The sequence below is a fragment of the Castellaniella sp. FW104-7C03 genome (genome assembly GCF_040276085.1).
In the GTDB taxonomy this organism is placed as follows: Bacteria; Pseudomonadota; Gammaproteobacteria; order Burkholderiales; family Burkholderiaceae_B; genus Castellaniella.
The window spans coordinates 115,842-128,796 of record NZ_JBELOK010000010.1; the positions used below are offsets into that span (position 1 = coordinate 115,842).

Genomic DNA, 12,955 nt, shown 5'->3' on the forward strand with positions numbered 1-12,955 from the left:
AACCAGAGGTAACATCATGAGTTTCAATCGTCAGGAAGTGATCGTCAGCCGCGATTGTGCGGCTGTGACGGTGCCTTATGGCTCTCCTGTCACCATCGAGGCCGGCTGCGAGGCCGTGATCACTCAGCAGTTGGGCGGCACCTACACGGTCATGGTCGAGGGCAATCTCTACCGCATCGAAGGCGCAGACGGTGATGCACTGGGCTTCGAGCCCACCGAAGAAGTCAAGCACGTCCACGAGGGCCCGGCCACCATTGAGTCTGTAGAAGACGCCGCCTGGACAATGCTGTCTACTTGCTACGACCCGGAAATTCCAGTTGATATTGTGAATCTGGGTTTGGTCTACGAGTGCAAGGTGGTGCCGGCCAGTGTCCCCGATCGTTATCGCATCGAAATCAGGATGACGCTGACGGCAGCGGGTTGCGGCATGGGCACCATGATTGCCGACGAGGCCCGCAACAAGCTGCTCAATATCCAGGGCGTGGACGAAGCAACCGTCGATCTCGTATGGGATCCACCCTGGAGCCGCGAGATGATCAGCGAACCCGCGCGCTTGCAGCTGGGTCTGCTTTAAATCCCTTGTCGTAAACCTTTTTAAGTTTCAGGCAGGGCGTATTCCAATCTGCTGCCCGCCAGCAGATTGGTGGGGCCGTGTTGTGTCCGGCGCCAGAGTGTAAACCTATCGGATTGCCCTTTGGCGCCTGTGTGTACAGGTTGTCTCTCAGATGTCGATAGTAAAGCGCTCTGCAACCCTTGCTTACCCACCCACTGAGCCGGCACCCGGCGCCGATGCGCCGGTTTGCACGGGCGATGTGCTCACTTGTCCGTTGCAGGCAGTGTTTCAGCCAATTGTGTGGCTCAGGGAAGGCTCTGCGCTGGGGTATGAAGGTTTGATCCGGGGGCCCCAGGACGCCGCCTGGCATTTTCCGGACGTACTGTTCAGCCATGCCAGGGCCCAGGGTCTGGGCGTGGCACTGGAGCATCGGGCAGCCCGCACGGTGATACAGCAGTTTGCAGGGCTTAACCTGCCCGGTCGATTGTTTCTCAATATGAGCCCACAGGCGCTGCTGGCTGGCTCCTCCGAGTCGTTTGATCTGGTGGGCGAGCTCTATGCCCTGGGACTGGACACGCACCGTGTGGTGGTCGAAGTGACAGAGCAGCAGCTTGGTACCAGCGGCGCAGATCTGACTGTGGCCATCAGTTACTTGCAGGCGCAAGGGATCCAGTTCGCCATTGATGACCTGGGGGCGGGATATTCCAACCTGGGTCGCTGGGTGACCCTTCGGCCCAAATACATCAAGGTCGACAAGGCCTTTGTGGCGGGCGTGCAAGACGATCTTTTGCGTCAGCAGATTTTGCGCTCGGTCAGCGATATTGCAGCCGTGGCAGGCGCAATCGTGGTGGCGGAGGGCATCGAATCACTGGATGATTTGGCCGCGGTGTGCGATCAGGGCATTGCGTGTGCGCAGGGCTACTACATCGATCGCCCTCAGGCGCGTCCGCAGGTGCGTGATTGGTCTGCTTTGTCTGCCGAGCTTGCCGCCCGGCGGCTGGATCCTCTGCAGTGTTGTGCACCGCCTGTGTTGCCCCAGGATGATACAGCGGGTTGGGCGCTGCAGCTTCTGCGCCGGGTGCCGACGGTGACAGCGCAGGTTTCCAGCGAAGCGGCGTTCAGCCTTTTTCTGGCGCAGCCGGACCTCTATACGATTCCAGTTGTCGAAAACGAGCAGCCTTTGGGTGTGCTCAAGCGCAGCAGTCTGGTTGAGCGGTTTTCCTTGCCTTTCCAGCGTGAGCTGTACGGGAAAAGCCCTTGTCGGCTGTTTATGGACAGCAAGCCCTTGATTGTGGATATGCACACGCCTTTGTTGACCCTCAGCCGTTGGCTGGCTGAAGCAGAGGGGTATGCGCTGGCTACCGACTTTATTATCACCGGGCGGGGCCAGTATTTGGGTGTGGGCTCAAGCCAGGATCTTTTGCAGGCGCTTAACCGCTTGCAGTTGCGTGCTGCACGTCATGCCAATCCGCTGACGCAACTGCCAGGCAACGTACCCATTGACCGCCAGATCCAGCGCTACCTGGCGGGTGGCCTGCGGTTTGCCGTGTGTCATGCGGATCTTGATCATTTCAAACCGTTTAACGATGTTTTCGGATATCGCATGGGGGATGACGTTATCCGGCTGCTCAGCCGTGTGCTGTCGCAACATATCCAGCTCAACCAGGATTTTCTTGGCCATATTGGTGGAGATGACTTTATCGTGCTGTTTCGCAGTATCGATTGGCAAGCGCGGTGCCAGCGCATGCTGGCAGACTTTGACTATGGTATGCAGCAGCTGATGATTGAGGTAGGGCAGGGTGCGGTGCAGGTTTACCAGGCCGATGATCGCCAGGGACAACGCCAACAGTTTGCACTGCCTTCTTTGTCGCTGGGTTTGGTACAGGTTGAGCCAGGCGCTTATCAGCTGCGTCATCAAATCGCCCAGGCTGCCAGCGAAGCCAAATCCCAGGCCAAGAAGCAGGCAGGGTCGAGTCTGTTTGTGGATCGTCGAAGGGCGTTTGCTCAAACACCATGAAGCATGTCGTTTTCTGGATTTCCTCGGGCTTGGTCAGATTGTTCCATCGTTTTTTGTGCTAGAATTTCGTTCTTTCGGGGCGTAGCGCAGCCTGGTAGCGCACTTGCATGGGGTGCAAGGGGTCGTGAGTTCGAATCCCACCGTCCCGACCAGCATTATCAAGGGCTTACAGAGATTTCTCTGTAAGCCCTTGTTCTTTCTGCTTGGTTCGTACACCACCGGTGCACTAAAAATGATTTCTAGGTGGCCATGAACGCCTATAGTACAATTTTCGAATGGTCACAAATAGCATCTCATCCCTCGCTCCGTGCAAACTTTGTCAGGATCGGCCGCCGCTTACGATTGAGTTCAGCATGGCTTTTCAGCCGATAGTTGACGTACGCAGCCGAGAGGTATTTGCTTATGAAGCCTTGGTGCGAGGTCTAGACGGCAGTGGGGCGCCCCATATTTTAAGTCAGCTAAACGACGACAATCGCTATCAGTTTGACCAAGCCTGCCGCGTTAAGGCGGTGCGCCTGGCAGCGCAACTAGAAATGAGTTGCTACGTCAGTATTAATTTTTTGCCCAATGCCGTATATGAACCTGCTGCCTGCATCCGCGCCACACTGGAAGCAGCACAGAAGCATCAGTTTCCATCTCATCGGCTGATTTTCGAAATCACCGAAAACGAGCGTGTGGTGGATAAAAACCACCTTAAGCGCATACTGGAAGAATACCGGCGCCGTGGCTTCAAAACATCGATCGACGATTTCGGTGCGGGTTACTCGGGCCTGAACCTATTGGCAGAATTTCAGCCGGACATTGTCAAGATTGATATGGAGCTCGTGCGGGACATCGACACTAATCGGGTGCGCCAAGCCATTGTGAAAGGCATTTTGGGTGTGTGCGAAGCCCTATCGATCGAAGTCATTGCTGAGGGTGTTGAAACGCTGGCTGAATACCAGACCCTGCGCGCCATGGGTATTTATTACTTCCAGGGTTTTCTTTTTGCCAAACCCGCCTTTGAACAACTGCCTGCCATCTATTGGCCCGAAGGCTGAGACGGCGTCGCCCTATCACTGTGCCACGATCACTTGGTTCCGACCACTTGCTTTAGCCTGGTATAAAGCCTGATCGGTGCGCCGCAGCAGCGCGGAGTCGCTCTCTGTCGGCTGCCAGGCCGCTACACCAAACGACAGGGTCACGGTACCCGCCACGGCATCTTGTTTATCCGCTATCGAAACACGAATACGCTCTGCCAGTTCGTGCGCAGCCTCTAGCTTGCAGTCGGGCAAGACAATCAAAAACTCTTCTCCTCCCCAGCGGATCAAGGCATCGCCGCTGCGTATTTTGCGACCAAGCAACGCGGCACAGCGTTGTAGTACGCGGTCGCCTTGCTCGTGCCCAAAACGGTCGTTGATAGACTTGAAGTGATCTATATCAGCCAAGATGAGCGCATAATTTCGATATTCGGTCTTCGCCGCAAAATGGCAGATCTTCAGCTTTTGCTCACCGGCGCGCCGATTGAGCAGGCCTGTTAATGCATCGTGCCGGGCCTGATGGTGCAACTCTTGAGCATGTACGACGAGCTCCGTCACGTCTTTCATTATGCCCACATAGTGTTGGGCGGTACCAGACTCGTCTTTGAGCGGAGTGATCGTCTGCGCCACGTGATAGATATGGCCATCTTTGTGGCGGTTGGCAACGGTAGTCTGACTACTTCCTTCGTGTGTCAGGGCTTCGCGCAGATGGTTATAAAAGGCAGGAACTCGCTCGCCTGGCTGCAAAAATTTTGGGAGGCTCCCTTGGGCTTCTTTTATACTGTAGCCTGTCAGATCTTCGAAGGCTTGGTTGACGAACAGAATCTCTGCCTGTTTGTCAGCAATCATCACCCCATCTTGTGTTGCATTCAGGGCTCGTGCCAACAATGCCTGGCGTTGTTCTGCCCGCACCCGCCCAGTGATTTCCTGCTGCACTGAAACGTAAGCCTGCACCTGTGCCTGATCATCGTGTACAGGGGAAATATTCCACTCCACCAGGTAGCTGCTGCCATCCTTGCGGTAGTTCACTGCTGAGCCTTGAAAAAACTTTTCTTCACGCAGGCATTCTCGCAGTCGTTGAAGCACCTGAGGATCTGTTTGCGGACCTTGCAGCATACGAGGCGAGCGGCCCATCAGCTCAGCGGGAGTATAGCCTGTCATGCGGCAAAACGCGGGGTTGCAATAAATAATGCATGGCCCTTCACCGTTTAATGTCGCGTTGGTGATGACCACGGCATTGAATGCCTGCTCGACAGCGGCCCGCAGCAAAGGCACCTGATCGAGGCCATTTATGGGGGGTAGTGTAATAAAGGAAGTCACTGAGGGTTGTAGCTCATAGAACAGATATGGTGGGATGCCAGCATGCCAGATACCGAGATTAGTATGCGGTTGCCCCCAGACTTTTTACTCCTCGTGTTTTATATTACCTTGTTTTTCGTTCGATACTGCGGGTGGATTCCGGGCTGGATCTGCGACAGTCAAACATTGCTGCACAAGAAGCCATTCATTGTGGTCCATACGGCCGCCTGAGAACCTGTCGGGTGGCCTGCTCAAAGACCAGATATTGGTTATTGCTCCTGTAACTGCATGGGGTGCAAGGGGCCGTGAGTTCGAATCCAACCGTCCCGACCATGTATTCAGCAGTAAAAGCAGGGCCTGCACACTTTGGTATGTGGGCCCTTGTTTTTTGTCTCAGCGGCATGGGGGTTGGCCAAAGCAGCACTGCCTGTGTGTGTTGTAGTGAACCAACCCCGCAACTGGATGTATTATACTGCTTGCTGATATGTCGTTTGCACTGCAGGTAAAAGGATCTGTATGAATGCCGCCCCCGTCGCGAAACCAGGGTTTCGCGAGCTGTACACGCCCAAGATTTTCACGGTGCTCAAGCAGGGCTATGGCCTGGCAGGTTTGAGGGCGGATGCACTGTCGGGCCTGACGGTGGCCATTGTCGCGCTGCCCCTTTCCATGGCGATTGCCATTGCGTCTGGTGTGACGCCCGACCGTGGCCTGTACACATCTATTGTTGGCGGGTTCATTGTGTCGGCCTTCGGCGGCAGCCGCTTCCAGATCGGGGGGCCAGCGGGCGCCTTTATCGTGCTGGTCGCTGCAGCGGTGGCCCAGCATGGGGTCGAGGGCCTCTTGCTGGCGACATTTCTGTCGGGCCTGATGCTGGCCGCTATCGGGCTCCTGCGGCTGGGCACCTTCATCAAATATATTCCCTACCCAGTCACCGTAGGCTTCACCGCCGGCATTGCCGTCATCATCTTTGCCAGTCAGATCCGGGATCTGTTGGGCCTGCAACTGGAACACGAACCAGGGCCGCTGCTACCAAAGCTACAGGCGCTTGGGGGCGCTTTACCAACTGCCAGTCCCATGGCGATTCTGGTGGCGGGCATCACCATCGGCGCCATTGTCCTGGTGCGGCGTTACCGGCCGCACTGGCCTTCTTTCCTGATTGCTGTGGTGGCGGCCTCTGTCTGTGTCGCATTGTTGGGCCTGCCGGTGTCGACGATTGGCACTCAGTTCGGTGGCATCCCCCAGTCCTTGCCCGTTCCCCACTTGCCCGACTTCACCTATGCAAAGGTGATCGATGTGCTGCCCAGCGCATTATCCTTCACCTTGCTGGGCAGCATCGAGAGCCTGCTGTCGGCCGTCGTGGCGGATTCCATGACGGGGCGGCGGCACCGGTCCAACTGCGAACTGGTCGCCCAGGGGTTGGCCAATATTGCATCCCCCTTGTTTGGCGGCATCTGTGTGACGGGCAACATCGCCCGCACGGCCACCAACGTTCGCTCGGGCGCGCGCGGGCCGATCTCGGGCATGTTGCATTCTGTCTTTCTGCTGCTGTTCGTGCTGGTTGCGGCGCCGGCAGCCTCCTATATTCCCTTGGCGGCGCTGGCGGGCGTACTGGCGATTGTGGCCTGGAACATGGTCGAGAAGCATGCGTTTGCTCGGCTGCTGCGGGTCTCCTGGGGTGATGCCGCCGTACTGCTCGTGACCTTCCTGCTGGTCATTTTCCGTGACCTCAGCGAAGGGATCTTGATCGGCTTTGCCCTGAGCGCCTTCCTGTTCCTGCACCGCATGGCGCAAGTCGTGGCGGTGGAGCAAGTCCATTCCTGGGTAGAGGACGACCGCCCCGATGACGTGGCAGATAAGGCGTCTGATGGGACAGAGCTGGCAGCCAGGATGGCATCAGACATCGCGGTGATCCGCGTAAGTGGGGCGTTCTTCTTCGGTGCAACCTCGGCTGTCGAAGCTGCGCTGGATCGTATCGGTGACAAGCCCAAGGCCTACGTCATCGATCTGTCAGCGGTTTCCCTGCTGGATTCGAGTGGTGTTGCCATCATCGAAGACTTGGCCCGCAAGGCTGGCCAACGGCGTGCTGCTGTCTACCTCGTCGCAGCAACCCGGGCTGTCCGGCATACGCTTTTGCGCCACGGCATCCGGGAGACCGGTGCGCGATTCCGCAGGGATGTGGGCAGCGCCGTTGAATCTGCCCAAGGAGAAGTTTTGGGTTAAGGTGGTATGGCGGCAATACGCCACCAGCCATAGAGAGAAACAGACAGCGCCTCGCTATCGCAGCGCGAAATCCACGCGCGTTGCCGTGCCGCCGTCGTCTGTGGTGGCTGCGTCAGTCTTGGACGCCACGATGAAGACACGGTTGGTCAGGTCCTGGGCGATTGTCAGAATCTGCTCGTACACGGCCTGTGCGCGGGCGTCCGCAAGTTGTTCTATTGACTGTTTGTTTATTGGGGCTGCGGCGAGCAGCAGGGCATCCATTTGCTTGAGCGGCACCGATTTGGCAAAGCCGATCATGTTGCGCGGCTTGTTCTTGATCTTGGTGTCGTCGTAGACGTCTTCCAGGTATTTGGCGCGGTCGGCTTCTGTCAGTGTGATGGTGCCTGGATCGGCCTTCTTGCCGATGTCGTCGGCTTTTACTGCGCGTATTTTTTTGTCCACCCAGGCCTGACGCAGGCCGGCTTTGTCGGCTTGTGGATCGGCGCGGCCGATGATGTCCATTTTCAGTGCGGGGCGGTCGGTCAGCGCCTTGACCAGGGTGGCGATGTTTGATTTGGCCGTGTCGTCGAGTTCTGCACTGCCGGGTGCGAATTCGATGCGCGACAAATCATTGTCACCGCCGCCAAAGGCGGAGGCCAACAACTTGAAGGGTGCAGTGACTGCCTTTGCGAGCGTGTTCACGATCACCTTTACGATGATGCCGCCCACCGAGAACTGCGGGTCGTCCAGTGAACCGGAGATCGGCAGGTTGATGTCGATGTTGCCACTAGCGTCTTTCAGCAGAGAGACGGCTAGCAGCACCGGCAGTTTGATTGCGTCGGGGCTATCGGAAGGCTTGCCAAAAGTAAGCTGATTGAGCAACACTCTGTTGCTGGCCTGCAGGGTGCGGTCCTTGATCTGGTATCGGAGGTCGACCGACAGTTTGCCGCGTTGGATGGCGTAGCCGACGTATTTCGAGGAGTACGTGGTGAACCGAGGCAGATCCACGCCCTTGGCGGAAGCTTTCAGATCCATCGCCAGGTAGCGTGAGAAAGGCTGCACGATGCCTGAGATGGAAAAGGGTGCCGTACCGTAAACGCGGCCGTTGACACTAACTTTAGCTGGCTTGGGTTTGCTCGAGGACACGGCAGTGAGGGAGCCATTGATGGCGGACAGTTCGGCACGGTAGTTGGGCCGCACGAAATGGTCGTTGAACGTCATGCGGCCGCGCTTGAGCTTGACGCTATTGATTGAGATGTCGGGTTCGCCAGCGCGGCGGGCTGCGGGTTTGCTTGCCGCTGTTGTGCCGCTCCGGCGCGTCTGTGTGTCCTGTGTGATGGAGCCGCCTGCCTCGCCCTTGTCCACCAGGAGATCCATCACATTTAGACGTGCGTTGCTGTTGAGCAGGATATTGCCGTAGAAATCTTCCAGCTGGATGTCGCCCAACCCCAATCCCAGCTTGGGCCCCGCCATTGAAATGTGCATATTGTTCAGGCCCAGGCGCTTCCAGTTCAGGAACGGTGCCTTGTTGACGCGATCCTGGAGGTCAAAATCATTGACCTGAATGGCGCCTTTCCAGCTTGCCTGCAGTGGCGTTCCGCCTTGTGCAGGGGCGAATTCCGCGTTGCCCGATGCGCCCAGGGAGATGCTGCGTACCGTGGCGTTCAGACTGGAGGCGACGTAGGGGGCTAGGGAGGCAGCGTCAAATTTCTTCAGATCAACCGAGGTCTTTAGCGACAGCGGCTGTGTGGTGAGGGAGCCCTTGAGTGCCAGCGTGCCGTGCTTCTGGAGGCCTTCGGCCTGCAGGGTGACGTTTGCCGGCTTGGCGTCCAGGGCCAGGCGGTCGGCAGTCAGCATCAGTGATCCCAGAGTCAGGCCGACGCTGGGCTTGATAGAGTCGTCACGCCCGGTGAACTGTTGCAGGCTCAGTTTCACGTCATGGGCCTCGACGTGGGTGCCCGCCACATCCACCTTGCTTTCCAGGCTGAGTCGCCCGTCTTTTATGGTGATAGGGGCAAAATGGTGAATAGTCTTCGCGAAGGGCGCCAATGCTAACTGATCCAACCGGACCTGCGCCTGAATCGACAGGGGTTGCAGAATGACAGGCGCTTGAATCTGCAGTGAACTGCCATCCGATGGCTGATCCATGCTTAGTTGCACAAGCATGGGCTGATCTGCTGGTTGCGGCAGGACAATATGCTGGACTTCTGCATCCAGGCCGCTGAGCGGATAATCCAGTTCGCTCGGGTCATCGCGCAGGTGCACCTCGCCGGATGCGAGCTTGACTGCACTGATGGTGATTCTCCAGGCAGGTGATGCAGCCTTGATTGTTGTATCGGCAACTGCAGCGGGTGGTGCAGTCTCAGTTGCCGCATCCGCACTTGCGGCGGATGCGGGTTTGCCCAACTTGGCGAAGCCTTCGACCACTCGCTGCCAATTCAGTTGCTGAGTATCGCGGTGCGCTTCTACTTGCGGTTTTTCCAGGGTTACCGTATCGATGGAGACTGTCCGGGTGCTCAGATCGGCTGCAAGACCCTGAATCCTCAGGTCGTCCCAGGCCAGCAGTGGCTCGCCCGAAGGCTCGGCCATGTCGAGTTGTCGCAGGCCTGCGTCGCCCTGCACGCGGATGCGGGGTGCGGCGTCGGCAGGCTGTTCAAACAGCACTTCCAGTTTGGAATCCAGCAGCGCGTTTTTAATCTGGACAGGTAGAGCGAGAGGCCAGAAATCCGCCCACTGGTTGAGTGCCAGGCCGTCGAGCGTCACGTCCAGCGTGGAGGAGGGCACCTTGTCGAATGGCCGGGCCGTGCCGGTCAGGTCGAAGGGGCTGCCATTGATGAGCATATGCAGGGCGGGCTGCACGTCTATCTCCGTGGCGTAGCTCAGGGATGAGATGAAGGGAATGCCCAGCGTGAGATCGTCGATTTTCTGCTGACGGCCAGTGACGCGGTCGTCAAGGCTGATGGCCCCGTTTGTTAGCGACAAGTTGTTCAGGGAGAATCGTGGCGGCTCTTTCTTGGCTGCTTCGGGTTCGGGTGGTTGGTCGGCCGACAGCTTGGACAGCCGGTCGACAATGTCGGAAAAATTGAAGTGCGTGGCATCTTGCCGTGTCAGTGCCAGGCGGGGTTGGTCGATGTGAATCCTGTCGAGCACCGGCGCAAACAACACGAGGGATCGCCAGGCCACGCGCAGGTCGATTTTGCCAACTTGAAGCAGCGGCTTGGATTCGGGCCGAGATATGGAAAAATTTTGGGCACTCAGCGCCAGTGTGAAGGGATTGAAGCGGATCTCGCCCACATCCACTTGGCGGCCCAGCAGCTCGGCTACGTTTTGAGTGAGCGCATGGTGCACGGCCTTGGGTACCAGCCAAGCCGACAGCGCGGCCAGGACAAGCAGCGTACCTATGATGCCAGCCAGGATCTTGACAGTACGCCGACTGAGTCGTAGAACTGGCATCCTTAATGGCATGATCCGTGCTCCCGGCTGGTTATTGTGTGCCCCGGGGCCTGGGTTGTCGCCGCAGTCGCGCCAGCCGGAGCTTTTGCTCATTATCCCTGCCGGATCCCGGCCCGTCCACTGGAGGTCCGGGTTTTTGCATTCTTTTACCGGACAGCCTTGGCTGTGTGACTGTCGCTGCGGCACCGTGCAGGCGTGAATGTGCTCTTAATGCGTTCTTAATGCGTTCGTCGGGCACGCTGCCAGTCCAGCAGTGCGCTGGTGGCGTGTGCCTGGATGGTCTTGTAGTGTTCGGCCGGCAGAGCTTGGCGCAGGGCGTCAAGCAGTTGCTGTGTGCCGCGTTGCGCCAGTGGTGGCAGTTCGCTGCCCAGCAGGCGGATCTGGATGTGCGCCAGCGTGTCGGCCACCAGTCTCCAGCCCAGTGTTGGCATCCGGGTGTCCAGGGTCAGTAGCAGGCTGCCCAGCGTCTGCAGGATGGGCTGTGCAGATTCCGGATCGGCGCTGCCGGCCATGGCATGCCAGAGCGCCATGTGGATGTCGCGGCGCAGGTTGATCTTGAAGTCGATGGCGTTGCCTTCCTGTGCGTCCAATTGCTCCAGTTGCTGCAGCAGGCGTGCGTCTTCGACGGCGTCTGTCTGTGTGCGCAAATCACCGATCAGCTGGGTGAGCAAAGGGATTGCCACGATGCCGAAGGCTTGGCTGAACGCCAGCCCCCATTGGTCCAGGCCAACCAGCAGCATGGCTCGTCGCAAGGCGGCAGCCTCTGGGGTGGGGGCCGACACAATCCAGGACTGACAGCGTGTCAGTATGTCTGCGGTATTCTCCGCCGGTGGTTCTGCGGCAGCTTGCCGAAAGGTATGTGTGAAGGCCTCCCGCGTCAGAACGGCGGCATGCCGCTGGTCTTCAGGTGGGGAAACGTCCGAGAGGGTGTCGGTGAATGGGGCTGCGCTTTGCATGGAGGGGTCCGATCCTGGTTTGGTAGCGGGCATCGGTAGTTGGGTGTCAGAGGATCAGAAGTAGAATTCTCTCATTGAGAAGCAGAAACCAAAAGCTGCGAGCCCAATGGTGGTGATTCATGTCTAGGATATGGCTGAGTGCGGCTTGTCTGTTGTTGGCCGGATGCGCCGTTCAGCCACCGGTCGTCGCACCGTCCGTATCCGCACCCACATCTATTTCAGCGGCGCCCCTGATTGTTCTCGATTCGGGGCATAATCCGGCCGATGGTGGGGCAATCAGCGTTCTTGGCAGTAAAGAGATCAGCTATAACGACCGCTTTGTGGCCGAGCTTGCCCCTGCTCTCCGTGCCGCTGGCTGGCGTGTCATCCTGACACGCCAGCCAGGTGAGTCCCTCAGCCTCGTGGGGCGTGCCCGGATGACGGATGATCTGCAGGCAAGCCTCTTTTTGTCTATACACCATGATTCAGTGAAACTCAGGTGTTTGCGCCAGGTTACGAGAGAAGGGCGTATTGCGTTTGAGACGCGCAGGCCTACGGGTGGGTATTCGTTGTACGTTTCCAAAGAGAATCCGGACTTCACGCAGTCCTATCGGTTCGCCACGATGCTTGGAGAACAATTGCATGCGCTGGGGCGCCCTCCGATGCTGGAGCACGCTGGAACAGCGTGTGGGGAAAGCCGCCCGCTGCTGGATGCACGATTAGGTATTTATCAATACGATCCTCTAGCAGTGCTGAGACACAATAAAGTGCCCGCCATCTTGCTGGAAGTTGGTGTGATCACAGATTTGCAAGATGAACTTTACGTGAATAACCAGGCCAACCGAAGCAAGATGATTGCCGGAATCGTCCGGGCAGCTGATATGTGGGTAAGATCCGAGCCGATGAGGCAGCAGCCGCGTGGTGCATCTTCTGAGAACGACTAGAATCTGTAAGCCTTTCGGCTAGAATCTGTTGGCTCTCGCCGATTTTGCGCACCAACTTATCAGGCTGACTGCCATGCCCACCAATACCCTCAATGTATCCTTTGTGTCCGATGACTGGCGCGGCGTAGCGCTTTCCAATTTCTGTCTGGCGCCTTTTGCGATGGATGATGTTTTGCTGGCTTCAGTTGAAGGGTTTATTCAGGGCATCAAGTTCCCCGAGGATAACGCCAACCGTCAACAGGCGTTTACTACTTGGGAGTGGGCAGCTAAAAAGGCCGGGCAGGGTGCCCAACGAAACCTCGTGTACTGGGCCGGCCAGCAATTGCCGTTTGGTTCGCCTGCGCATCATGCGCTGGTGGAGCGAGCCTTGCGGGCCAAGTTTGCACAAAACCAGGGGGCTTGCCTGGTGTTGAAGGCAACCGGCCAGGCAGTGTTGGTGCATAACACTGATGAAGGGCCTGAGCCCGCACTTACCTCACTGCCGGCAGCCAGGTTTTGTCAGGTTCTTACGGATATCCGTGCGCGCTTGTGAATAA

General features: G+C 57.8%; 9 protein-coding genes and 1 tRNA gene. 7 read left to right on the forward strand and 3 right to left on the reverse strand.

The genetic code is table 11. The annotated features are described in order from the left end of the window. Positions 1 to 16 precede the first annotated feature (16 nt). The 4 genes from sufT to ABS758_RS12730 all read left to right on the forward strand — a co-directional run bounded on the left by sufT (position 17) and on the right by ABS758_RS12730 (position 3,610). Positions 17 to 574: a putative Fe-S cluster assembly protein SufT gene (gene sufT, locus ABS758_RS12715; RefSeq protein ID WP_350383143.1), complete on the forward strand. Its 558-nt coding sequence runs from the start codon at positions 17 to 19 to the stop codon at positions 572 to 574. A gap of 151 nt (positions 575 to 725) precedes the next feature. After that, on the forward strand, positions 726 to 2,570 hold the full coding sequence (locus tag ABS758_RS12720; protein ID WP_350383142.1) for a GGDEF domain-containing protein: 1,845 nt from the start codon (positions 726 to 728) through the stop codon (positions 2,568 to 2,570). Positions 2,571 to 2,645: 75 nt separating this feature from the next. Continuing rightward, positions 2,646 to 2,722 (forward strand) — tRNA-Pro (locus ABS758_RS12725). 201 nt (positions 2,723 to 2,923) lie between these two features. After that, entirely contained in the window at positions 2,924 to 3,610 is a 687-nt protein-coding gene (locus ABS758_RS12730; RefSeq protein ID WP_350383140.1) for an EAL domain-containing protein, read from the forward strand. A 15-nt stretch (positions 3,611 to 3,625) separates the two neighbouring features. On the opposite strand, the gene ABS758_RS12735 is transcribed toward ABS758_RS12730, so the two are convergent. After that, entirely contained in the window at positions 3,626 to 4,909 is a 1,284-nt protein-coding gene (locus ABS758_RS12735; protein WP_350383138.1) for a sensor domain-containing diguanylate cyclase, read from the reverse strand. A gap of 495 nt (positions 4,910 to 5,404) precedes the next feature. Between ABS758_RS12735 and ABS758_RS12740 the strand changes: the two genes are divergently transcribed. Next, the gene (locus ABS758_RS12740; protein ID WP_350383135.1) at positions 5,405 to 7,108 is read left to right on the forward strand and encodes a SulP family inorganic anion transporter; all 1,704 of its coding nucleotides are present in this window, start codon (positions 5,405 to 5,407) and stop codon (positions 7,106 to 7,108) included. A gap of 54 nt (positions 7,109 to 7,162) precedes the next feature. On the opposite strand, the gene ABS758_RS12745 is transcribed toward ABS758_RS12740, so the two are convergent. Further along, positions 7,163 to 10,552, reverse strand: coding sequence for a DUF748 domain-containing protein (locus ABS758_RS12745; protein ID WP_350383313.1), 3,390 nt, complete (start codon positions 10,550 to 10,552; stop codon positions 7,163 to 7,165). A 206-nt stretch (positions 10,553 to 10,758) separates the two neighbouring features. Further along, positions 10,759 to 11,496 (reverse strand): hypothetical protein, encoded by a 738-nt coding sequence (locus ABS758_RS12750; protein ID WP_350383133.1) that lies wholly within the window; start codon positions 11,494 to 11,496, stop codon positions 10,759 to 10,761. A gap of 119 nt (positions 11,497 to 11,615) precedes the next feature. Here ABS758_RS12750 and ABS758_RS12755 point away from each other — a divergent pair, with 119 nt between their 5' ends. Together ABS758_RS12755 and ABS758_RS12760 are read left to right on the forward strand one after the other, a co-directional pair. Beyond that, positions 11,616 to 12,419: an N-acetylmuramoyl-L-alanine amidase family protein gene (locus tag ABS758_RS12755; RefSeq protein ID WP_350389097.1), complete on the forward strand. Its 804-nt coding sequence runs from the start codon at positions 11,616 to 11,618 to the stop codon at positions 12,417 to 12,419. 73 nt (positions 12,420 to 12,492) lie between these two features. After that, positions 12,493 to 12,951: an NADAR family protein gene (locus ABS758_RS12760; RefSeq protein ID WP_350383128.1), complete on the forward strand. Its 459-nt coding sequence runs from the start codon at positions 12,493 to 12,495 to the stop codon at positions 12,949 to 12,951. Positions 12,952 to 12,955: the final 4 nt, after the last annotated feature.

Bases quoted from the DNA above. Each gene is read 5' to 3' on its own strand.
- ABS758_RS12720 (WP_350383142.1), top strand. From the start codon at position 726: ATGTCGATAGTAAAGCGCTCTGCAACCCTTGCTTACCCACCCACTGAG.
- ABS758_RS12730 (WP_350383140.1), top strand. From the start codon at position 2,924: ATGGCTTTTCAGCCGATAGTTGACGTACGCAGCCGAGAGGTATTTGCT.
- sufT (WP_350383143.1), top strand. From the start codon at position 17: ATGAGTTTCAATCGTCAGGAAGTGATCGTCAGCCGCGATTGTGCGGCT.
- ABS758_RS12760 (WP_350383128.1), top strand. From the start codon at position 12,493: ATGCCCACCAATACCCTCAATGTATCCTTTGTGTCCGATGACTGGCGC.
- ABS758_RS12740 (WP_350383135.1), top strand. From the start codon at position 5,405: ATGAATGCCGCCCCCGTCGCGAAACCAGGGTTTCGCGAGCTGTACACG.
- ABS758_RS12750 (WP_350383133.1), bottom strand. From the start codon at position 11,496: ATGCAAAGCGCAGCCCCATTCACCGACACCCTCTCGGACGTTTCCCCA.
- ABS758_RS12745 (WP_350383313.1), bottom strand. From the start codon at position 10,552: ATGCCATTAAGGATGCCAGTTCTACGACTCAGTCGGCGTACTGTCAAG.
- ABS758_RS12755 (WP_350389097.1), top strand. From the start codon at position 11,616: ATGTCTAGGATATGGCTGAGTGCGGCTTGTCTGTTGTTGGCCGGATGC.